Here is a 20,695-nt window from a genome sequence, read left to right on the forward strand (position 1 = left end):
TATGCCATATGGAATATAATGGGAGGCAGCAATCATGGATAGCAGAAAACGTATGGGGAAAGATAAAGATGGAGTGATTTTCCCTGTTGCTCCAAATCTTTCTGAAATGAGTGATAGTTATTTGGATTTTATAGAAGCAATCAAAAAAGAAATTGAGAACCAGAGATTAAAGGTTGTACTGAATGCAAATTCCAGTATGATCTGTCTCTATTGGAATATTGGTAAAGCTATTCTGCAAAAGCAGGAGGAAGAAGGCTGGGGAGCCAAAGTCATTGACCGCATGGCAAAAGACCTGAAAGATGCGTTTCCGGATATGTCCGGCTTTTCTCCAAGAAATATTAAGTATATGAGAAAATTCGCAGAGTGCTGGCCGGATTTTGAAATTGTGCAACGGGTCGTGGCACAAATTCCATGGCGTACCAATCGTATGTTGCTTGACAAATTGGATACACAGGAAGAACGAATCTGGTATGCACATAAAACCATCGAAAACGGTTGGAGCAGTACGATTCTGGATTTGCAGATTCAGAGCAAATTGATTGAACGTACAGGAAAAAGTGTCAATAACTTCCCTGTTGCTTTACCACCTGCGGATTCCGATATGGCAAATCAGATTTTCAAAGATCCGTATCTGTTTGATTTCCTTGGTACTGATATGCCAAGGCGAGAGGTTGAGATTGAACGTAAGCTGACAGAGCATATCCAGAACTTTCTTTTGGAGTTGGGACAGGGATTTGCGTTTGTAGGCAGACAGGTACATCTGGAAGTGGGCGGAGATGACTTTTATATTGATCTTTTGTTCTATCATCTGAAACTTCGCTGTTATGTGGTAATTGAACTGAAAGCTTGTGATTTTGAGCCCGGTTTCATCAGTCAGCTCAATATGTATCAGAATGTTGTAAATGATATTCTGCGTCATCCGAGTGATAATCCGACTATCGGATTGCTTTTGGTTAAAGGTAAAAATCAGACGGTAGTTGAGTATTCTCTTGCAGGATACCAGAATCCAATTGGCGTAGCAGAATGGAAAAACCAGATGGTAAAAGCACTTCCGGAAGAACTGAAAAGCAGCTTGCCGTCTATTGAAGAAATCGAAAAAGAATTGGAGTAAAAAGTGCCACAGGCCGTGGCACAATTACATATCACCCTATGGATGGAGGTGGTTAGGAATTGAAAACAAGAAGATGTTACATATACACACGAGTATCTACCTCGATGCAGGTAGATGGATATAGTTTGGATGCACAGAAAGATAAGCTGAAAAAGTATGCGGAATTTCAGGATATGGTAGTTGCGGGTGAATACTCTGATGAGGGAAAATCCGGTAAGAACATAGAAGGTCGTCCACAATTTTTGCAAATGCTGAAAGATATTGAGTCAGGCAAAGATAAGGTTGAATTTGTCCTTGTATTCAAACTTTCCCGATTCGGAAGAAATGCAGCCGATGTACTTAGTTCCTTACAGCGTATGCAGGATTTTGGGGTCAATCTGATTTGTGTAGAAGATGGCATAGACAGTTCCAAAGACAGCGGGAAATTGATGATTTCTGTCTTATCTGCGGTTGCGGAAATTGAGCGTGAAAATATCCTTGTTCAGACTATGGAGGGGCGCAGACAGAAGGCTCGTGAGGGAAAATGGAATGGCGGTTTTGCTCCTTATGGATATAAGCTGGTAGATGGTTATTTATATATTGCAGATGATGAAGTCGATGTGATTCGCATTATTTTTGATAAGTATGTGAATACAACAATGGGAGCATCTGCAGTTGCAACGTATTTGAATGAGCATGGCTATGTAAAGAAAAAGCGCCAGAATAACACGCTGGATATGTTTTCAGCACATTTTATCAAGTCAATTTTAGACAATCCGGTTTATTGTGGAAAACTCGCTTATGGTCGCCGTAAGAATGAAAAGATTGCAGGAACCCGTAATCAGTATCATATTGTGAAACAGGACGATTACCCGGTTTATGATGGAGTACATGAAGCAATTGTTTCGGAAGAAGTATGGCAGATGGCACAAAGGAAACGTCAGGAAACAGGTGTCAAAAGCGAGAAAATTTATAATCAGGAACATGAAAACATCCTTTCCAGTATTCTTCGTTGTCCTGTGTGCGGGGCTGCGATGTACGGCAATGTAAATCGTAAGAAGAAAAAAGACGGAACCTTATATAAGGATTATTATTATTATCATTGCAAACACCGTACTACGGTAAATGGTCATAAATGCGGATACAGACGACAGTGGAAACAGGAAATGGTGGACGCTGCGGTAGAAGAAGTGATCAGAAAACTGGTTACAAACCCGAAGTTTGAACAGGCAATCCGTCAGAAGATTGGTTCCAGAATTGATACAGAAGAATTGGAAACCGAACTGGAACAGCTTCGTAAGAAACTTCATCAGCTAAACGGAGCAAAAGCAAAGTTGGGACAGCAGATGGACAGTCTTGATGTAACAGACAAGCATTATGACCGCAAGTATCAGGATATGGAAGAACGCTTGTATAAGCTGTATGATGATATTGATTCTGTGGAAGAAGAAATTGAGGAAGTGGAAACCAGAATCTATAATGTGCGTCAGCAGAAAATTTCCGGTGACAACATCTATCAATTTCTTCTGTATTTTGATAAACTGTATGATAAGTTCACGGATGCTGAAAAGAAAGAGTTTCTTAACAGCTTCATTGAACGAGTTGATATATACGAGCAAGAGCAGCCGGATGGCCGTTTCTTGAAGCACATTAAATTCAGATTTCCTGTCTATTTTAATGGAAAGGAGATAGAGGAAATGAGTTGGGACAACGAAACAACAGTCGAGACAGTGATAATGATGGCGTATTGTGGTGATAAGCGAAAATAGTGTCATATAACCACAAGATATTGTGGTTTGGAAGTGAAAAATGAGCAAAAATCGAGGCGAAAATGAACGATTTTCGACCTCGATTTTTTGACCTTTTGACAGATGACATCGGAGAAAAAAAGGGGTAAAACAGATGACAACGGGTTAAAGTGTGAATCTGTAATCCAATTATTTTAGAGGGATAGGAATAGAAGAGGAGGAAAAAGAATGCAATTCATAGTGTCCGATATTAGAGATAGGGGAGGATAAGAGAAGTTAACAAGGTTTAAGCACTGGGAGTGCCAGTGTTATTTTTTTGTGATAAATCAGGAGAAATTTATACAAAGTTAGAAAAGCCAATCATGTTCTTCATTTGGGAAGCATGGTTGGCTTTTTCTTTTGGCAAAGAAAAATGGAAGGAGGAAACGAAGTGGTAGTACGATTTATGAGTCATACACCTTATGCCGGATTGGAACAGGAAATGCAGCATATTCCTGGATTTCGGCCACGAAGAAGCGGAATGGTTGTCAGTCACCTTCCAGATGATCCGAAAAAACAGGACTACCTGCGTGGGCACATTTCGGACGGGTGTATCCCATTTCACAAGCTGCTGGAGGTATTGGCAGAGGAGGTAGCTGTCAGCCCGTTTGTGAGGCGTGTAAACCGTTTGACAGGCATGAAAGAGCCTTGCTTGTTCCGGAATGGTCATAGAGAACGGTTTTTTATGATGCTGGGGCGATGCATCCACAAGTCAGAAGAACCGGCACTGTGTGCAGCCATATATCTTCTTTCTGCGGATCGGTTTTTGTGGGGAAGGGCGTTGTATGCGGTGGATCAGGATCAGATCCAGTTTTCAGAGATTCACATTCATGGTGTAGATCTGGATGGTTATGTCCTGTTTTATATGGCAAGAGATCTGTATCGGGGAAGTCAGCATATCAGTCTGTCTGAGTTGATTGACCCAGAACTGGTCAGTGACCAGGTGTTTGAACGGATTGTTACGGCATGTCTGATTCGCCGGTATGGAAATGTGGTTTTACAGGAGGAGGGATTGCAGTGATGAAAGAAAGGATATTTGATCATGGCAGTAAAAAGCCAGAAAAACGGACGATGCTCCGTTTATTTAGCCCATTGACGGCGATTCGGTATCCGAGATATGACTGGGAAGATCTCAATGGAGAAGGGGAGGAACTCTTACCGGCAGAACTGTGTAGCTATCAAAAGGAGATTCGCGACCAGATTGCAAAAGAGCAGCTTCCAGAGGAAGGAGATCGGGGGCTGGCTGAATATCTGAATGATGAAGGCCTGAAAGAAAAAATTTATAGTATGAACCCTACCGTAGAAGTCTGGCGGGGAGAGTTGTGGGGCGTACTGGAAGTAGAATGCAGAGGAGAACTTTCAAAAAAAGAACTTGAGGAAGTAAAGGAATACTGGGAAGGTCAGGAAAGCGATGGCTGGGGAGAAGGATTTGAACAGCGGGAGATCAAAACTCCGGATGGGGAAGTGTGTGTCAGTTTTTGGAATTCTGGAAGTGATTTTTTTATTACGACAGAAGAACAACTGAAGGGGCAGGTACAGGAACCATCCTCACAGATGGGAGGAATGACTTTTGGAACGATGGGATAAGCCGTACAGGATCCGTCTGTTTAGCCCTATAGAGGGAGAATTGTGTCCGAGTGACAGAATGATGGAGGAAAACATTTCTCTAACTGCCTATGAAATGGAACTGTATGAGGAGCCGATTCGTGACAGTTTGAAACAGGCAGAACTTCTTGGAGAAAACAATCGGAAGCTGTGGCAATATTTCAGTGGTGAAATACAGATGCCCAATATCCGATCGTTGTCTCTGGAAGTAGAATCCTATGGAGGTCGGATTTGGAGTGTGCTGCAGGCAGAATCGTTTGAGAAACTAACCCATGAAGAGGTGCAGCGTCTGTCAGAGACATGGGAGAAACTTACCGTTGGAGGTTTTATAAAGGAACTGAGGGGGAATCAAGTTCCAGTCTCGGAAGGAACACTTACGGCTCTTCTGGGGAATGAAGGGCTGGATTATTTTGTCCTTCCGGAAAAAGTATTAAAAGGGACCGCCCATTTGCTGACTCCGGCATTGGAAGTCGAAATTTTTTCTAAGAGGCAAATTTCAGAAGTTGGCTATTCTGGAGCAAATATAACTTTGCCGACAGAAGATTCCTTTTTAAGAGATACAATGCGTAGGGCTTATGTGGATGAAAATGAAGCATATAGGATTGAATTTTGTGGCAGATGGCCTGATTTTCTGGTAGATGCACTGAATCAGACAGGAAGCATTACATTGGAAGAAGCAAATGTGTTGGCGTATTTGGTCAGCTATATGGACACACTTCAGATGGAAACCTATGAAGCAGCCATTCAGATGCGGCAGGAAGAAAAGATTGATGTTCCACCTACAATAAAAGAACTGATCAACCTTTGCTATAACCTGGATTGTTATGAGTTCCGGCCGGGGATCAGGAATGATCGGGAACTGGGGGAAGTCTGCCTGGATGGAGGAATTTCTGATTGGATTGACAGGCTTTCAGATGATGTGGTGGAGCTTTTGGATCCAGAGAAGGTAGGGATGGAGCAGCGACGGGAAGAACAAGGGGTTTTTACATCAAAAGGCTATGCATTTCCAAATGCACGCTCCAGGCAGGACATGTATGATGGAAAACACTTGCCGGATATCAGCGGTATTTCTGAGGGGATTTTTTCGCTTCGGATAGTCAGTACCCAGCATCCGGAGGAGACAGGAGTCTGGCTGGAACTTCCTGCTACAGAACGCGAGTTTCAATGGACGCTTAATGCATTACAGGAAAGAAACTTTAAAGATTGTATCATAGCAGAAGGCCGTAGTCCCATCAGCTGGTGTGATCTGGAGGCAGATGAAGATATTGAAAAGCTGAATGAACTGGCGAAACGGATTCAGAATTTTCCAGATAACAGAATGCATTGTAAATATGCGGCAGCATTGGAACTGGAAAGTTGTGATGGACTGGATTTGGCATTGGATATTGCAGAAAATCTGGATTGTTATGATTTCGATCCTCATATCTATTCTCCTAAAACGTATGGAAATTATATTCTGCAGGAAGCGGGGGTTGATCTGCAGGATCCTGCATTTTTAAATTTTCATTTTTATGGGTATGGATTACGACAATTGGGCAAGGCAGGACATGTATGTACCACATATGGTGTGATCCGGAGAAATGAGATTCCGTTTCAGCATGAGTATACGGCGCTGCAGCCTGGAATGAAGATGGAATAAGCAGAATAAACGAGAGAAGAAGGTGATGAAGAATCAACAGTTTTATTTCATGGGTTGGCGGAAAGAAAGCACTCCGTAGCCTGATCTATACCATGTTCCCTGCAAATTTTGACCGCTACATTGAAGTGTTTGGCGGCGGAGGCTGGGTCCTTTTTGGGAAGCCACCGGATGAACGGTGCATGGAGATCTACAATGACTATAATTCAAACCTTGCAAACCTGTTTTATTGCGTGAAGAACCGTACAGGGGCTTTCTTAAAGGAACTGGGATTTTTGCCTTTAAACAGCAGGGATGAATTTACTATCATTCGTAATTTTATCGACAAGCAGGAACCGGATACCCGCTTTTTAGGAGAGGAGTTAAAACTGGCAGAGAAGTATCTGATGCCGCCGGATTATAAGGAGCTGAAAGCAATCCTGCTTCAAAATGCAGAGGTAACGGATGTAAAACGGGCGGCTGCATTTTTTAAGCTGATCCGTTACAGTTATGGAAGCGGCTGCACGTCCTTTGGCTGCCGTCCCTTTGATGTGAGAAATTGCTTTGACACCATCTGGCAGGCATCCCGCAGGCTGGCAGATACCGTAATAGAAAATAAAGACTTTGAGGCATTGATTCGGCAGTATGACCGGGACAGTGCCTTTTTTTATTGCGATCCGCCTTACTACGAAACGGAAGGACACTATGCGGTGGTGTTTCGGAAGGAAGATCACAAACGGCTCCGGGATACCCTTGCAGAATGTAAGGGCAAGTGGATGGTCAGCTACAATGACTGTGCGTTTATCCGGGATCTGTATGATGGATATTTTATTACAGCTGTTACCCGTATCAATAACCTGGCCCAGCGGTATGAGGGGGGCTGCGAGTTCCCGGAAGTCATCATTACTAACTATGATCCAGGCGAGCGGGAACGGTTACGACCAAGACAGCTGGATCTGTTTGGCATATGGGGAGACGGGGAAACCGACCATTATGAGATTCGGGCAGAAGTCAGCCCGGAAAGAGAGGTGCTATGAAAACAGAAGAAAAAAAGGGGGCAAACACCGTGGATCCGGGGGAAGGCGGCGTACTTTCCATTCCGAGGGTGCTTTTATCGGCGGCGGGGATCCCAACGGACGGCAACCTGGTGATTGAGACGGTTCCCGGTGTCATTCTGATTGGAACGAAAACCCCGGTGCAGATGGTTTGCAGGCCCCTGATGGAGGTATTTGACCAGCTGGGGATTGCAGAGAATGAAGTGGAGGCATTGATGGGAAGAAAAGGAGGGATTGGATGAGCAAACCGGTTTATCGGCTGATGGATGGAAAAGGGCGTGTGCTGATCCCCAAGGCAATGCGGGATGCAGCAAAGATGGATTACGGGGATATTGTCTGTCTGGGAATGACAGACGGTAAGATAACCGTCCGGAAGGTACATGTCATTGAAGTAGGCGACCAGTCACCGGAAGCAGTGGAATCCTACGTCCGTGCAGCGTTTCAGTCCATGCCGGACAGCTTGCGGCTGGAATTGATAGGGGAACTGAGCAGCCTGCTTCAGAAAAAGGAGGATTAGATCATGCAGGAGTTTACGAAAAAGGATTGTGTAGGGATAGGGGAGGAGGTTTCTCTTAAAAGCCGGGTGGTTGTCCTGGCTCCCAGGGCACTGCCGGGGAACCATCCGGGACAGCTCTTTTTCTGCACGGGTGTCCAGGGGACGGAAAATCCAAGGCATTCCATTGCCCAGCTGGTATCTCTGTCTACTGGAGAAGTATGGAAGTGCTGGCATCGGGATGTGATCGGCATCCTGAAACCGGAGTTGCTGGGAGAAACGGCCAGACTTCAGCTGTCCCAGATCCGTCCTTTTGGTGCAAAGGATCTTCGGGAACATTCACCGGAATATTCCGGTTACAGTTTTCTGCCGGATGGCCGGTATGCGGCAGGCGTGTGGCTGGCAGATCCGGAGGAGGCATGGGAGTATGTAATGATGCAGAAGGACTATCAGCACCGGATCATGATCTGTGACAGGGATGACTTTGCCGTCTTAGAGATGCAGGAAGGACAGATGCTCTTTCCGGATGTACAGACCCTGGAGGAGTTTCGACAGACGCAAGGGCATGGGGGGATTCGGATGGCTTAGAAAAGAGGGATGAGACATGAAGCAGATTCGGATTGAGAATGGGATCATCCTGTATTACGGAAACCGGGCCGGGCGGGTAACGAAAGGCTGTGCCGTAGTGGATCCGATGTTTCAGGGATCAGAGCTGGAGGGCTTTTTAAGAAAGCAAACGAGTATTCAGGAAATCCAGTGGAAGGACAGGATTTTCGACCGGCTGACAGCTGGGGCTGTGGCTCCGGAAATATCCCAGGGATTAAAAGATGTGCGGGTCTGGCAGCTGAAAGGGGATGTGGATGTCCAAAGGAAGTTCATTGACTTTGCCCTGCTGGTTCATCAGTACGGCCCGCCCCAGCCGGAGCATTATATGAAAGTCTATGAAGGGGCATCTGACACCAATGACCTGGAAGAACTGTATGATAAATTCCGCTATCACCCGCCATCCGGATATACCGGGCATGGGCTGTCCATCAGTGATGTATTGGAACTCTATGATGAAACCGGGAGTTCCTTTTTTTATGTGGACCGCTATGATTTCCAGGAAATAGAGTTTTCTGGGAAGAGCCAGAATCAGGGACAGACCCCGACTATGCAGTATTAACAGGCAGCCATGGAAGCCTGTTTTGCTGAAATAGATATAGAAAGGACCATGTTATGAACAGAAAGAGAAAAAGGAGGAAACATCCGTATGCCAAACTTAGATGTTCGGATCACATCCATGTACCCGCCAGGGGCACAGGGAGGAACCAGAGCCATTGCATCCGCCACGATCGCCGGTTGTTTTGCCGTCCGGGGAATCAAAATCGTAGAGGGCGGTAAGGATGGGCTGTTTGTATCCATGCCCAGCCGCAAGACACAGGATGGGTATAAAGATATCTGTTTTCCTGTGACAGCAGAATTTCGCAAGGAACTGCATCAGGCAGTGCTTGGAGCTTATGAGCAGGCACTGACCATGGCACAGACTGCAGCTCCACAGACGGCAGCCCCGCAGGAGGAACAGGCAGGCCCGCAGATGGCGGGTCTATGAAGGAAACCAGAAAAAGAACAGAAAGAGAATCAAGGAGGAAACAGGAATGAAGAATATCAAGAAACAGTTGGTAAATTATCGGAACGCAATGGTTATGCACGCCTGGAAGGTAAAAAACAAGCTTAAGGAAACATCCGGTGAGGGATATGTGGACACTGCCATCAAGATCCTGATTGCGGTGGTGTTAGGAGCCTTGCTTTTGGCAGGACTTTATGCCCTGTTTAATGATACCGTCCTGCCGACCCTGGTAAGACGTGTGCAGGAAATGTTTGATTACAGTGGCTGATATGGCTGCAGGCAGGGTGCCGGTTCCTTTGGTATTACAGGTGGTGCTGTTTGTTTCGCTGTTGGCTGTAGTGTCTGTCTGGGATTTGCGGTACCGGATCATTCCGGACCGGCTTCAGGCAGGCATTGCCCTGCTTTCTCTTTTGCAGTTTTCCCCCAAAAACCTGCTTGGGATCTTGGGGGCAGCTCCCTATCTGCTGGTCGCACTTTTGTGTGAGAAGGAAAAGGGGATCGGTGGGGGAGATGTAAAGCTTGCAGGGGCGATGGGGCTAGTGCTTGGGCTTCCGGCCAGTCTGACAGCTTCCTGTTTGGGGTTGGCCGGATTTGTTTTGTATGGTGCAGCCGTCCACTTATGGGAACGGCATCATGGAAAGGAAGGGAATCTCCCCTTTCCTGTGGGACCGTTTCTGGCAGTAGGGGCTGTGGCTGCTTATGGTATGAAGATGGGAGGACGGATTCAATGAAGAAAAAAAGATGGATTGCCGTTTGTGCGGCTGTACCCCTTATGGTGTTAACTGCTGTAATTTTCTGCCGCAAAAGAAGCGGGTGCTGGTAAGAAAAAGGGCGGGCGGATGTTTACTGTCCGCCCGGTAAAAAGAAAAATGAAAAAATCAAAGCAGGAGGAACGACTATGCGAGTGTTGAAGAACCGGACGGTCATCGGTGTGATCTGTATTGTGCTGTCCCTGATCATCTGTTTTGTGGTCACGCCATTGTTTCAAAAGACCATGAGTGAGAAGAAGGAGATCGTCCGTGTGGTCAAGCCCATTCGGAGTGGGGAAGAGATTACAGCCGATATGGTAAAAACCGTGGAGGTTGGCAGTTATAACCTGCCGGAGGATGTAGTAAAACAGCTGGATACGGTGATTGGAACCTTTGCGTCGGCAGACCTGGCACCAGGGGATTACATTCTTGCCTCCAAGATTGCAGAGGAACCAGCGGCGGAAAATGCCTATCTGTATCACCTGACTGGAGAAAAGCAGGCGATTTCCGTAACGGTCAAGGCGTTTGCCAATGGTCTGTCGGGCAAACTTAAGAGCGGCGATATCGTCTCTGTCATCGCACCGGATTATAAAAAGCAGGGCATGACGGTAATCCCGGCAGAACTGCAGTATGTGGAGGTCATCGCAGTAACTGCAAACAGCGGCTATGATGCCAATACAGGGGAAGAACTGGAAGAGGGGGCGGACAGGGAACTTCCGGGAACAGTAACGCTTTTAGTGACACCGGAACAGTCCAAGGTGCTTGCAGAGCTGGAGGCAGATGGAAAGCTGCACCTGTCCTTAGTGTACCGGGGGGATGCGGCAAGTGCGGGACAGTTTATCGAGGCACAGAAACAGGTGTTGGAAGAACTGTATGCTCCAGAGAAGGAAGAAGGAGAGATCACACAAGAAACAGAGCAGACAGAATCTTCAAAAGAAGAAACAAATGAGGCCGCTTTGGAAGAAACCGAGGAAAGTGGGGTGGAATAAGCCTTGAATTTTCTGAAAAACAGTATTTTCAGCCGGGGGAACCGTGACAACTCTTCGGACTGGGAGCCGGAGAATGAAAACCAAATGCTGGCAGTCTGGGGAAGCCCCGGTTCCGGAAAGACCACAGTGGCGGTAAAACTGGCGGCAAGGCTTGCCATGCAGAAGCGGGATGTGGCTCTTCTTTTGTGTGATATGAATACACCAATGCTTCCCTGTATCTGCCCGCCCGGAGATCTGGAAGAAGAACATTCCCTGGGAAGCATTCTGGCGGCAGCCCATGTGGGGGAATCCCTGGTACGCCATCACTGCATTACCCATAAGCGGCATTCCCATTTGACGATCCTTGGCATGAGAAAAGGGGAAAATGAGTATACCTACCCGTCTTATGAGCGGACACAGGCGGAGGAACTGTTACAGTGTTTGAGAAACATTGCTCCGTATATCATCATTGACTGCGGCAGTTATATCGCCAATGACATCCTTTCTGCGATTGCCCTGATGGAGGCGGATGCAGTCCTGCGTCTGGTCAACTGTGACCTGAAGTCCATCAGTTACCTCTCCAGCCAGCTTCCGCTCCTTCGGGAAAACAAATGGGATGCGGAAAAGCAGTATAAGGTAGCCAGCAATGTCTATCCCAATGAGGCCAGCGAGTATATTGAACGGGTGTTAGGCAGCGTGGCATTCCAGATCCCCCATTCGGAGGAGGTAAAGGCACAGGTTCTGGAAGGGGATCTGCTAAAAGAACTGGGCTTAAAAGACAGCAGAGGATTCCGAAAATCCATAGAAGCCATTTCAAAGGAGGTGTTCGGATGTTAGGGGAAAGACGAAGCAAAGCCGCATTTTCAGCGGGTTTTGCAGAGCGTGTTCAGGAACAGCCCCATGAGAATTCCGGACACCTGCAGGCAGAGATCTGGAAAGAAGAGGATCCCGACTTTGAGGAGATTATGGAGGATGGAAATGAGACAGAAGAAAATCGTCCAAGAGACTTCTTTGGAGGGGAGGATGGGGCAGTAGAAAAAACAGAAGAACCAGAGGAAGAAGAATCGGAACCCTCCCATGTTCAAAAGACGGGAGGGCGGTCCTTACGCACCCATGATCTGTTCTTTGCAGCGGAGGATACAAGCCGGGATTTTACTTCGGTGCTGCGGGAGGTACAGGCCTATCTTTCCAAAGAGTACAGCAGTCTGGTAACTGCGGATGGAAATGAGGAAGTTAAGGCTCAGATCCGCCGGTTTGCCGGGAAGTACATCCAGGATCACCGGATCCAGGTGACAGGAAAGACCACCGATGAGCTGATCGATGCTATTTATTCTGAGATGGCAGAGTTTGGTTTTCTTACAAAGTACATTTACGGGGAAGGCATAGAGGAAATCGATGTGAATGCCTGGGATGATGTGGAGGTACAGTTTTCGGGAGGTGTGACAAAGAAGCTTACAGAACACTTTGACAGTCCGGAACACGCCATCAATGTGGTGCGGCGGATGCTGCATGTATCCGGTATGGTGTTAGATGATGCCAGCCCCAGTGTACTGGGACATTTAAGCAAAAATATCCGGATTGCAGTATTAAAGACCCCGATTGTGGATGAAGATGTAGGGGTGGCGGCTTCCATCCGAATTGTCAATCCCCAGAGTATGCAGAAACAGGACTTTGTGAAAGGTGGAACGGCAACCGGGCAGATGCTGGACTTTTTATCGGAGTGCATCCGGTATGGCATTTCCGTGTGTGTGGCAGGAGCAACCAGCTCCGGAAAAACCACACTCCTTGGCTGGCTTTTGACTACGATTCCTGACAGCAAGCGGATCTACAGCATTGAGAACGGTTCCAGAGAGCTGGCCCTGGTACGGAGAAAAGAGGGAAAGGTCGTCAATTCCGTCATCCATACCCTGACCCGTGACAGCGAGAATGAACGGCAGCGAGTGGATCAGATTGCACTCCTTGACATGGCCCTGCGGTTTAATCCGGATATTATTGTAGTGGGTGAGATGCGGGGACCGGAGGCGAATGCAGCACAGGAAGCAGCCAGAACCGGCGTGGCGGTTGTGACAACCATCCATTCCATGAGCTGTGATGCAACGTACCGCCGTATGGTATCCCTGTGCAAGCGGGCAGTGGATATGAGCGACGACACCCTGATGGGGTTCGTAACGGAGGCATACCCGATTGTGGCTTTCTGCAAGCAGCTGGAAAATAAGGAACGCCGCCTGATGGAGATCATGGAGTGTGAGATTTTGCCGGATGGTACCAGAAAGTTTCGACCCTTGTTCCAGTACCAGATTATGGAGAATCGGATAGAGGACGGGAAATTTGTGATCATAGGGCAGCACCGGCAGGTCAATCCAATCTCGGAGAGTCTGGCAAGGAGGCTGATGGAGAATGGGATGCCCCAGGAGAAGCTGTCCCGGCTTTTGGCCGTTACAGAGGAAGGAAAGGAGAAGTAAGATGACAGCCATTCAGTTGTTAGCCTGTGCAGGCATGATCGCAGGAGTATTTTTGATGCTTGGCATCCGGCCGGTGGAATTTACGGACAGCCTGTTTGGGTTTTTCTTAAATCCCAGACGGAGCCTTCGGGAAGAACTTAAGGCATCATCTGGAAGAAAAAAAGAAGGAATTCTGCGAAGGGAGATGAAGGAGGCACAGGCAGTGCTTCAGATGACCGGAAGAGGAAGTCGGTTTTCCATGGTGTGTGCGGCTGCCCTGGCACTGTTTTGCATGGGAGGATCGATTGCGATCCTGATTGGAAATTTTTTCCTGGCTCCGGTAATGGCAGTAGGGTTTTTGTTTCTGCCATTTTGGTATGTGAAGCTGACGGCAAACCACTATAAGAGAGATGTGTCGGCAGAACTGGAAACTGCGTTATCCGTGATTACCACAGCATACCTGCGGACAGAAGATATTGTGACAGCGGTGGAGGAAAATACGGCCTATTTAAATCCTCCGGTATCCAGGGTGTTTCAGGACTTTCTCATCCAGATCAAGATGGTAAATCCGGATGTGCAGGAAGCCCTGCGGATCATGAGAGGAAGGATTGACAATGAAGTGTTTCGGGAATGGTGTGACGCAGTCAGCGACTGCCAGCATGACCGGAGCTTAAAGACCACGCTGACACCCATTGTGGCAAAGCTGTCCGATATGCGGAATGTGAATGCAGAGCTGGAATACATGATCGCGGAACCCAGAAAGGAATTTATGATCATGGTGGTGTTTGTCATTGGAAATATCCCGCTTATGTATCTGCTAAATCAGGACTGGTATGATGTGCTGATGCACACCGCACTGGGGCAGTGTATTCTGGCCGTGACAGCGGCTGCTATTTTTATATCTGCAGGGTTTGTGGTAAAACTCACCCGCCCCATTGAATACAGGAGGTAGGCATGGAAGGATTACTGTTTTTATTTGGATTGTTTCTGGCTTTGGGACTTTTCTTTCTGGCGGCTTCCCTCCTGCACCTGCCGACCATCGGTGCGGCAAAGGCCATGCTTGGGACGGCCAAACAGGAGCGGAAAGGTGCAAAGACATTGGAAACCTGTTTTATGATTCTGGCAGTCAGGCTGTCTCACTATATCCGAATGGATGAATATAAAAAGAGCCGGATGGGAAATGTCCTTAAGGCCAGCGGCATGAATCTGACCCCGGAGGTATATCAGGCATATGCACTGGTAAAAGCAGGAACGGTTCTTTTGGCGGTCATTCCCTGTGCCATCCTGATGCCGCTTCTGGTTCCCGTGGTCGTGGTGTTAGCCTTGCTCCTTTATTTTAAGGAAGGGCAGAAAGCAGATGAGAAGTTAAAGGCAAAACGGGAGGAGATTGAAGGGGAACTGCCAAGGATGGTAGCAACCATTGAACAGGAGTTAAAGGCTAGCCGCAATGTGATCGGGATGCTGGAGCGTTTTAAGGGAAATGCAGGACCGGCTCTGACTGGGGAGCTGGATATTCTGTTAGCCGATATGCGGTCCTCCAACTATGAGGCAGCCCTTACCCGGTTTGAGGCAAGACTCAATTCTCCTATGCTGTCAGATGTGGTAAGGGGGCTCATTGGTGTACTGCGGGGAGATGACAGTTCGGTATATTTTCAGATGCTAGCTCATGATTTCAAGCAGATCGAACTGCAGCGATTAAAGGCACAGGCCCAGAAGATCCCGCCTAAGATCCGGGTGTTTTCTTTTGTCATGCTGGCGTGCTTTTTGCTGACTTACCTGGCGATCATCTGCTATGTAGCATTAGAGAGCCTTGGGGGAATGTTTTAAAGGAGGTAGTGAGGCACTGTGGAGGAAAAGAATATCCAGAAAGGAAGGGAACACTGGCAGTCCGTGGTATTTGAAGGGAAAGAATATCCCTCCATCCGTTCCCTTGCCCGAGAGTACGAGTTTTCCTACTCCAGACTAAGCCATTATTATGCCAGGAATCATGACATCCATTTGTCCATGCAGCGGTGTTTAGAAGAACAGGGGATTGAAGTTTCCCTGTGGGGCAAACCGTATCATGGGATAGCAGATGTTGCTATACAGTTCGGTCTAAAATATACATCGCTAAGAACAAAGGCAAAGAGCATGGGAACTCTGGAAAAAGCGGTAGATGTTCTTCTTAGGACAGAACCAATCCGGTATGAAGGAAGGGATTATGAATCTTTGTCGGAGCTTTGTTCAGACAATGGAGTCCTTCAGGATAACATTTATGAGCGGCTGACCTATGGCCTGTCCTTAAAAGAAGCACTGACTCGCCCCATTAAGTCAAACGGAAACCGGAAAGCAGTAGAGTTTCATGGGATAGAATATCCAAGCCACCGGGAGGCCTGTCGTGCCTATGGCATATCAGAACGTTGCATCAGGGAATTGACTAAAAGTAATCCTATTGATTTTATAGAGTCCCTGCAGATTTTAGTGACATTAAAAGAATGGGCGAATATTCCGCAGGAAGAACCTCTGAATTATATTCCGGCTTGCCGGGTCAGAGGAACGAATTATAAGACGATGGCCGGTTTTCTGGTATCATATGGAATTACAGGTACCACCTTTTATGTCTATAAGAGCCAACACGGATATCGGAATGTATTTGATGCATTAAAGGAAATGCAGAAAGAAACCAGGAAAGCGTATGTCCTTCATGAAAGGCCTGTATTTTATAGTGAACTGTCAAAATGCTATAGTTCCTATCAGTTAAAAAAAATGAATCTTCCCAGTGTTTTGGTTCCACGCTATCCCACCCTGCAAGGCGTTGATTTTGATACGGAATGTTATGACCTTTTGGAGATGTATGAAAATCTGAAGGAAGAGATTACAGCCCCAAAAGAGAAAATAGAATGGGGAATGCACTTAGAGTGAGTGTATTCTGTGGATTTATTCGGAATACAGGAGGTGAAATGTGGAAAAACGCGTAAAAAAGATAGCAGAAAGCCAGAATGGGGAGGGGTATGTGGATGTGATGATCCTGGTTCTCAGTGCGGTTATGGTGCTGGCTCTTTCTATGCGGGTGTTTCCAGTGTTTATTCAAAAACAGCAGCTGGATACTTTTGCCACAGAATTAGTGAGAGAGGCAGAAGTAAGCGGGCGTGTTGGAGCGGAGACAAGCCGCCGTGCTGCTGTGCTGTCAGAAAAAACAGGGATTCATCCGAACATTTCATGGTCAGCCAATGGAAGGATCCAGTTAAATGAAGAGGTTACCGTTACCCTGACACTGGATACCAATATCGGCCTGTTTGGGGAGTTTGCATCCTTTCCCATTACGCTTCGGGCAAAGGCTTCCGGAAAGTCGGAAGTATACTGGAAGTGAGGTGGTTAAGGTGGGCAGACGAATTCAGAAGATTTTCAGGGAGAAACGGGCGTCATCGTTTCCAATGACCATAGGCATTGTGCTGGCACTGATTCTTCTTCTGTGTGGGATCAGTGAATATTTCCGCCTGCAGGTGATCGCGGCAGGTGTGAGGGAAGCGGTGGAGGATGCCATGATTTCCACAGTCAATGACAATTATGCAGGGGTGTACCATGGAGCCAGGGAGGGATATTCCGGAAGCTATGTGCCATTTGGAGAAGGAAACTGGGAGGAGGAACTAAGCGAAGGCGATATTTATGCAGTTCTGGATGATACACTGGGAACACGGCTATCCGGCGGCCGTCATGTAAAGTATGCCGATGGCGGGACTGCAATGGAATTTGCTATTGATAGCCTGCAGGTGACGCTTCGGAATGCACCTCTGGCTCCCTCTGATCCGGCAAATGCCCAGAGGTTTGAGGCAGATGCAGTTGTGCGGTTAGAAGTGCCAGTCCGCTTTGGAGGCAGGCTTCTTCCATCCATGTGGATCACATTAAAAGTGCAGGCAGGTTATACGGAGGTGTTTTAAGAAATGCCTGGACATTCTAAGAAAGGTAGGGTATGTTTGGCGTAACAGGAAATAGGATACAGTGGTAAAGGAGGCATAAGAAGATGAAACTGACAGAAAAGACGAAAAAATATCTGGTGATTACTGGCGGTATGATCCTTGGGATTGGTCTGCTCGCAGCGATCGGGATGCAGTTTGGACAGCCGCCCAGTGAAGATGTTCTGCCAGAGACAACACAGACCGTGACCGAAGTGGTCGTTGATCCAGGGACGGGTTTGGAAACCCAAAAGGCTCCAAAAGAAAGCGTGGAAGAATCCGGTGGGAAAACGGATCTGGTGATTCAGCCGGGGACAGAAGAAACAAACGAGACTACCGGACAGGCGGCAGACAGCCGGCCGGCACAGACGGACCAGACACAGCAGAGTATCCAGCCGGAACCGACAAAACCAGAGCCGCCCAGGGAAGAAATGCTGACGGATCCAACGAAGAAGCCGGATGGTACAAAGCTGGAAGAACCGCCCATGCCAGTGGATCATGAGTCAGTAGAGAAGCCAGCAGAACCAGAACCGGATCCTGGACAGCCGCAGGCTGGCGATACATCCGGAAACCAGATCTATGTTCCTGGATTTGGATGGGTTGAGAACCATGGGGGAGGCGGATCCGGCACCGTGGCGGAGGATATGTATGAGAATGGAAATAAGATCGGCATCATGGATTAATACCCAATGAGGAGGCATCGCAGCCATGCGGTGCTTTTTGTTTGCTTAAAACCAGGGAAGATGGAAACGTCTGCTTCCTGTGGTTGGAAAGGAGGATATTTGAAGCAGAAGAGAGGTGTGTTTCTTGCGGTTTTACTCTCACTGTCGTTCCTGTTTTCTGTACCTGTTTATGCAGTCGGAGATGGAAATATTGACGGAGGCGGAGGAAATATGGGGCAGGGAACCAGTCAAAACTCCTGGTCTCCGGGAAATGAGGGAGTCCGTGTGACCGTGATCCGGGCAGAAGGGCATGAGCCAGTAACAAGGCCCATTGACCTGACAAACAAGCAGCCGAAGATTGTCTATTCCTTTGGAAAGGTCAGCAAGATGTCTTATACCAAGGGGAGTGCATTAACGGTTGATACCAACCCTTACGAATATGTGAATCCGGCCCAGTCCCTTCCGAGGATCATCAGCTCCAAAAGTCTGGGACAGGCCAACATTGAGGAGATCAAAAGTTATTTTACAGATGAGCAGGTGGTCCGCAGTATTGCAGGGCTGACAGGAATGGACATTGATACGCTGGTAGGAGGAGAGTACCGGCTTTTACTGGAACCGATCAGTTTCTTAAAATTTCAGGGAACCCTGATCGCAGCGACGGCTACAGAGGCAGCTTTGTATGATGAGATGTTAAGCGGGGGGATGCGGGCGGTACTTCCGACTGTGGCGTTTCAGAACCTCCCGCTTTCCATGTTTTTGGAAACACCAGATCTGGGATATCCGGCATGGGGCGGACCTACATCTGGAGTCCGTTCCAACAGTGAGATCAAAAGTTCCCTGGGTCTTGGTGTGGTACGGTTTCACGAAGCCCCGCCAGAGGAACCGGAAATCAGTACCTATGATTATGAGTACCGGACCAACACAGAAGTCATCACAGCGGTAGAGGTGAGCGGAGGCCAGAGTGATCCAGATGATCCGGTGTCTGTCACATTTTCTGTGGGAGGGAAAAGCTACCGCGTGGACCATGTGTATTATCCATCCGGTGACAGTCAGCTGGCCTGGATTCGCTGGACCACCCCGAAGGAACCTCAGACCATGATGATGACAGTACGAGTTCATGGAGGGGGAAGAACGGAAAAGGGAACGCTGAATATCAAGATCGTAGATCTGGATGAAAATCCTCCGCTGGATCCCAACGCAGATGACCGGAATGATGGCTTTACAAGACCATCCGTACCGTCAAAGGCAGAAGTTACCTCTGCCGCCTGGGGTGTGTGGAGACCATGGTGGCAGGAACATTGGGTATGGCACAGCGGAGATGAGGAGGATGACGGGTATTGGTGTGACCATGGCTGGTGGGAGTTTGACCTGGACCGATACTCTGCAAGTCTGGCTGCAGATATGAGAATTACAACCGATGAGAAGTCCCCTACCGCTACGGAAAGGACGATGAAATCCGGTTATGGATTCCAGGAAAAAGTAATAACCCATGTCAGCACCAATCAGAGTTTTGCAGTCACACCGGCTCAGAATGCCGTGACCTATTTTCCTGAGTTTCAATATGAGAAATTCTGGAGACTTCTGGAGCGGATGAACGGCGGTTATGATATGACCCATGAATTTAAGGAGAACGGCTACAGCACTTATCGCCAGAGAACCCACTTCACCCCAATCTGGTATCCGGATGGAAGCTACACACCGTATACCTGGCTGCTTGACTGCTGGACACCGGCTGGGATGCTCTCCATGAATCTGACTGATTCCATTACCATTGACGGGAACTTGTGGAGTGACTGGCATATCGCACCACAGAAACCAGAATAGGAGGAAATATGTCATATCAACAGATAGAGAAGTTAGAAAAATCACCTAATGACAGAAAGAGGAAGAAGCAGATGAGAACAAAGAAAATTTCAGCAGTTATGTGCATGGTAGTCGTACTGGCGGTTTTGTGCTGCGTACCGGTTTATGCATCGGGCGATGTGGCGGGTGCCATTGAGGGAACCTGGGATACGGCATCGAAGCAGATCAAGGCAGTGGTGGATCATGTGGTGTTTCCGGCCATTGACCTGGTGTTAGCCGTTTTCTTTTTTGGAAAATTGGGAACGGCGTATTTTGATTATCGTAAGCATGGACAGTTTGAGTGGGCAGCTCCGGCTATCCTGTTTGCCTGTCTGGTGTTTACGCTGACTGCACCGCTTTATATCTGGCAGATTCTTGGGATTTAAGAGAGGGGATCATATGACATTTTTGGAACAGGAACTGAAAAAGATGGTTGGAAAGGAACCAGCCTTTACGGAACAACGATATGTAGGAAATGCGTGTTATGGCAGGCTGACAGACAATATCCGGGTAAAAGTCAACTTTCAGACCGGTGGGATTGCAGACCATTATGACCGGTTAAAGGTAACCTTGTTAAACCGGAATGAGGGTATCATTGACAGCATGGTTTTGACCTTTCAGGATGTGCTGGGAATCAAAAAGACATCGAATCCCAACTTCCGTGATGGAGTAAATCCGCATATCTGGTCTTATGGCAGGGAAACGAAATGGTATGTGTACCAGCCAGGGGAAGCGGATTATAAAAAGATGTCGGAGGCAGTAAACACTTATTTAGAGGTATTTAAGGAGCCGGTGGAAACCATGCAGATGGGACAGAGGATGGAATAAGAAAAGAGGTGATGAGCGA

25 protein-coding genes are annotated in these 20,695 nt (G+C 47.6%); all 25 read left to right on the forward strand.

All coding sequences use genetic code 11. The annotated features are described in order from the left end of the window. The first annotated feature begins 34 nt into the window (after positions 1–34). The 25 genes from BN3656_RS06380 to BN3656_RS06500 all read left to right on the forward strand — a co-directional run bounded on the left by BN3656_RS06380 (position 35) and on the right by BN3656_RS06500 (position 20,676). Positions 35–1,111: a PDDEXK nuclease domain-containing protein gene (locus BN3656_RS06380; protein ID WP_242962955.1), complete on the forward strand. Its 1,077-nt coding sequence runs from the start codon at positions 35–37 to the stop codon at positions 1,109–1,111. Positions 1,112–1,170: 59 nt separating this feature from the next. Continuing rightward, positions 1,171–2,859: a recombinase family protein gene (locus BN3656_RS06385; protein WP_066545414.1), complete on the forward strand. Its 1,689-nt coding sequence runs from the start codon at positions 1,171–1,173 to the stop codon at positions 2,857–2,859. Positions 2,860–3,268: 409 nt separating this feature from the next. Beyond that, on the forward strand, positions 3,269–3,898 hold the full coding sequence (locus BN3656_RS06390; protein ID WP_179297080.1) for a hypothetical protein: 630 nt from the start codon (positions 3,269–3,271) through the stop codon (positions 3,896–3,898). Beyond that, entirely contained in the window at positions 3,898–4,464 is a 567-nt protein-coding gene (locus BN3656_RS06395) for a hypothetical protein (protein WP_066545418.1), read from the forward strand. The genes BN3656_RS06390 and BN3656_RS06395 overlap by 1 nt, the downstream gene beginning before the upstream one ends. Beyond that, positions 4,448–6,121 carry a hypothetical protein gene (locus tag BN3656_RS06400; protein WP_143331332.1) on the forward strand — a complete coding sequence of 558 codons (1,674 nt, stop codon included), beginning with the start codon at positions 4,448–4,450 and terminating at the stop codon, positions 6,119–6,121. The genes BN3656_RS06395 and BN3656_RS06400 overlap by 17 nt, the downstream gene beginning before the upstream one ends. Before the next feature lie 32 nt (positions 6,122–6,153). Beyond that, positions 6,154–7,134 (forward strand): DNA adenine methylase, encoded by a 981-nt coding sequence (locus BN3656_RS06405; protein WP_081422881.1) that lies wholly within the window; start codon positions 6,154–6,156, stop codon positions 7,132–7,134. Next, positions 7,131–7,394: a hypothetical protein gene (locus BN3656_RS06410; RefSeq protein WP_066545426.1), complete on the forward strand. Its 264-nt coding sequence runs from the start codon at positions 7,131–7,133 to the stop codon at positions 7,392–7,394. Before BN3656_RS06405 ends, BN3656_RS06410 begins: the two co-directional genes overlap by 4 nt. Further along, complete coding sequence (locus BN3656_RS06415) at positions 7,391–7,669, forward strand: AbrB family transcriptional regulator (RefSeq protein WP_066545428.1); 279 nt, start codon at positions 7,391–7,393, stop codon at positions 7,667–7,669. Before BN3656_RS06410 ends, BN3656_RS06415 begins: the two co-directional genes overlap by 4 nt. Positions 7,670–7,672: 3 nt before the next feature. Beyond that, positions 7,673–8,233, forward strand: coding sequence for a hypothetical protein (locus tag BN3656_RS06420; RefSeq protein WP_066545430.1), 561 nt, complete (start codon positions 7,673–7,675; stop codon positions 8,231–8,233). Between the two features lie 16 nt (positions 8,234–8,249). Then, positions 8,250–8,810, forward strand: a complete 561-nt coding sequence (locus BN3656_RS06425) for a YodL domain-containing protein (protein WP_066545433.1) — start codon at positions 8,250–8,252, stop codon at positions 8,808–8,810. Positions 8,811–8,897: 87 nt separating this feature from the next. Continuing rightward, positions 8,898–9,236: a SpoVG family protein gene (locus BN3656_RS06430; protein ID WP_066545435.1), complete on the forward strand. Its 339-nt coding sequence runs from the start codon at positions 8,898–8,900 to the stop codon at positions 9,234–9,236. Positions 9,237–9,324: 88 nt separating this feature from the next. Then, positions 9,325–9,522 carry a DUF6133 family protein gene (locus BN3656_RS06435; RefSeq protein ID WP_338126564.1) on the forward strand — a complete coding sequence of 66 codons (198 nt, stop codon included), beginning with the start codon at positions 9,325–9,327 and terminating at the stop codon, positions 9,520–9,522. Further along, positions 9,515–9,985 (forward strand): A24 family peptidase, encoded by a 471-nt coding sequence (locus tag BN3656_RS06440; protein ID WP_242963029.1) that lies wholly within the window; start codon positions 9,515–9,517, stop codon positions 9,983–9,985. Before BN3656_RS06435 ends, BN3656_RS06440 begins: the two co-directional genes overlap by 8 nt. Before the next feature lie 167 nt (positions 9,986–10,152). Beyond that, positions 10,153–10,992: a Flp pilus assembly protein CpaB gene (gene cpaB, locus BN3656_RS06445; protein ID WP_066545447.1), complete on the forward strand. Its 840-nt coding sequence runs from the start codon at positions 10,153–10,155 to the stop codon at positions 10,990–10,992. A gap of 3 nt (positions 10,993–10,995) precedes the next feature. Beyond that, complete coding sequence (locus BN3656_RS06450; protein ID WP_066545456.1) at positions 10,996–11,808, forward strand: AAA family ATPase; 813 nt, start codon at positions 10,996–10,998, stop codon at positions 11,806–11,808. A 128-nt stretch (positions 11,809–11,936) separates the two neighbouring features. Continuing rightward, positions 11,937–13,433 (forward strand): ATPase, T2SS/T4P/T4SS family, encoded by a 1,497-nt coding sequence (locus BN3656_RS06455; protein WP_347461172.1) that lies wholly within the window; start codon positions 11,937–11,939, stop codon positions 13,431–13,433. Between the two features lies 1 nt (position 13,434). Then, a complete protein-coding gene (locus BN3656_RS06460; protein WP_066545461.1) occupies positions 13,435–14,364 on the forward strand; it encodes a hypothetical protein in 930 nt (309 codons plus the stop codon). Between the two features lie 2 nt (positions 14,365–14,366). Beyond that, positions 14,367–15,239 (forward strand): secretion protein F, encoded by an 873-nt coding sequence (locus BN3656_RS06465; protein ID WP_066545463.1) that lies wholly within the window; start codon positions 14,367–14,369, stop codon positions 15,237–15,239. Between the two features lie 18 nt (positions 15,240–15,257). Continuing rightward, entirely contained in the window at positions 15,258–16,313 is a 1,056-nt protein-coding gene (locus BN3656_RS06470; protein ID WP_066545465.1) for a hypothetical protein, read from the forward strand. 100 nt (positions 16,314–16,413) lie between these two features. Further along, a complete protein-coding gene (locus BN3656_RS06475) occupies positions 16,414–16,761 on the forward strand; it encodes a DUF4320 family protein (RefSeq protein ID WP_066546143.1) in 348 nt (115 codons plus the stop codon). 64 nt (positions 16,762–16,825) lie between these two features. Then, positions 16,826–17,329 carry a hypothetical protein gene (locus BN3656_RS06480; protein ID WP_066545467.1) on the forward strand — a complete coding sequence of 168 codons (504 nt, stop codon included), beginning with the start codon at positions 16,826–16,828 and terminating at the stop codon, positions 17,327–17,329. 83 nt (positions 17,330–17,412) lie between these two features. Then, positions 17,413–18,027 (forward strand): DUF6550 family protein, encoded by a 615-nt coding sequence (locus BN3656_RS06485; RefSeq protein ID WP_066545469.1) that lies wholly within the window; start codon positions 17,413–17,415, stop codon positions 18,025–18,027. A gap of 60 nt (positions 18,028–18,087) precedes the next feature. Then, on the forward strand, positions 18,088–19,830 hold the full coding sequence (locus BN3656_RS06490) for a hypothetical protein (RefSeq protein WP_066546146.1): 1,743 nt from the start codon (positions 18,088–18,090) through the stop codon (positions 19,828–19,830). A gap of 71 nt (positions 19,831–19,901) precedes the next feature. Further along, entirely contained in the window at positions 19,902–20,234 is a 333-nt protein-coding gene (locus BN3656_RS06495) for a DUF3852 domain-containing protein (RefSeq protein WP_066546149.1), read from the forward strand. A gap of 13 nt (positions 20,235–20,247) precedes the next feature. Beyond that, positions 20,248–20,676 carry a hypothetical protein gene (locus BN3656_RS06500; protein ID WP_066545471.1) on the forward strand — a complete coding sequence of 143 codons (429 nt, stop codon included), beginning with the start codon at positions 20,248–20,250 and terminating at the stop codon, positions 20,674–20,676. The last annotated feature ends 19 nt before the right edge of the window (positions 20,677–20,695 follow it).

This window comes from Clostridium sp. AT4, from assembly GCF_001517625.2.
Lineage (GTDB): Bacteria > Bacillota > Clostridia > Lachnospirales > Lachnospiraceae > Enterocloster.

What these genes read in the sequence shown, in the direction of transcription:
- BN3656_RS06465 (WP_066545463.1), top strand. Translation starts at nt 14,367, where the DNA reads ATGGAAGGATTACTGTTTTTATTTGGATTGTTTCTGGCTTTGGGACTT.
- BN3656_RS06480 (WP_066545467.1), top strand. Translation starts at nt 16,826, where the DNA reads ATGACCATAGGCATTGTGCTGGCACTGATTCTTCTTCTGTGTGGGATC.
- BN3656_RS06420 (WP_066545430.1), top strand. Translation starts at nt 7,673, where the DNA reads ATGCAGGAGTTTACGAAAAAGGATTGTGTAGGGATAGGGGAGGAGGTT.
- BN3656_RS06460 (WP_066545461.1), top strand. Translation starts at nt 13,435, where the DNA reads ATGACAGCCATTCAGTTGTTAGCCTGTGCAGGCATGATCGCAGGAGTA.
- BN3656_RS06430 (WP_066545435.1), top strand. Translation starts at nt 8,898, where the DNA reads ATGCCAAACTTAGATGTTCGGATCACATCCATGTACCCGCCAGGGGCA.
- BN3656_RS06475 (WP_066546143.1), top strand. Translation starts at nt 16,414, where the DNA reads ATGATCCTGGTTCTCAGTGCGGTTATGGTGCTGGCTCTTTCTATGCGG.
- cpaB (WP_066545447.1), top strand. Translation starts at nt 10,153, where the DNA reads ATGCGAGTGTTGAAGAACCGGACGGTCATCGGTGTGATCTGTATTGTG.
- BN3656_RS06495 (WP_066546149.1), top strand. Translation starts at nt 19,902, where the DNA reads ATGAGAACAAAGAAAATTTCAGCAGTTATGTGCATGGTAGTCGTACTG.
- BN3656_RS06490 (WP_066546146.1), top strand. Translation starts at nt 18,088, where the DNA reads ATGGAAACGTCTGCTTCCTGTGGTTGGAAAGGAGGATATTTGAAGCAG.
- BN3656_RS06410 (WP_066545426.1), top strand. Translation starts at nt 7,131, where the DNA reads ATGAAAACAGAAGAAAAAAAGGGGGCAAACACCGTGGATCCGGGGGAA.
- BN3656_RS06500 (WP_066545471.1), top strand. Translation starts at nt 20,248, where the DNA reads ATGACATTTTTGGAACAGGAACTGAAAAAGATGGTTGGAAAGGAACCA.
- BN3656_RS06415 (WP_066545428.1), top strand. Translation starts at nt 7,391, where the DNA reads ATGAGCAAACCGGTTTATCGGCTGATGGATGGAAAAGGGCGTGTGCTG.
- BN3656_RS06425 (WP_066545433.1), top strand. Translation starts at nt 8,250, where the DNA reads ATGAAGCAGATTCGGATTGAGAATGGGATCATCCTGTATTACGGAAAC.
- BN3656_RS06435 (WP_338126564.1), top strand. Translation starts at nt 9,325, where the DNA reads ATGGTTATGCACGCCTGGAAGGTAAAAAACAAGCTTAAGGAAACATCC.
- BN3656_RS06455 (WP_347461172.1), top strand. Translation starts at nt 11,937, where the DNA reads ATGGAGGATGGAAATGAGACAGAAGAAAATCGTCCAAGAGACTTCTTT.
- BN3656_RS06380 (WP_242962955.1), top strand. Translation starts at nt 35, where the DNA reads ATGGATAGCAGAAAACGTATGGGGAAAGATAAAGATGGAGTGATTTTC.
- BN3656_RS06395 (WP_066545418.1), top strand. Translation starts at nt 3,898, where the DNA reads ATGAAAGAAAGGATATTTGATCATGGCAGTAAAAAGCCAGAAAAACGG.
- BN3656_RS06485 (WP_066545469.1), top strand. Translation starts at nt 17,413, where the DNA reads ATGAAACTGACAGAAAAGACGAAAAAATATCTGGTGATTACTGGCGGT.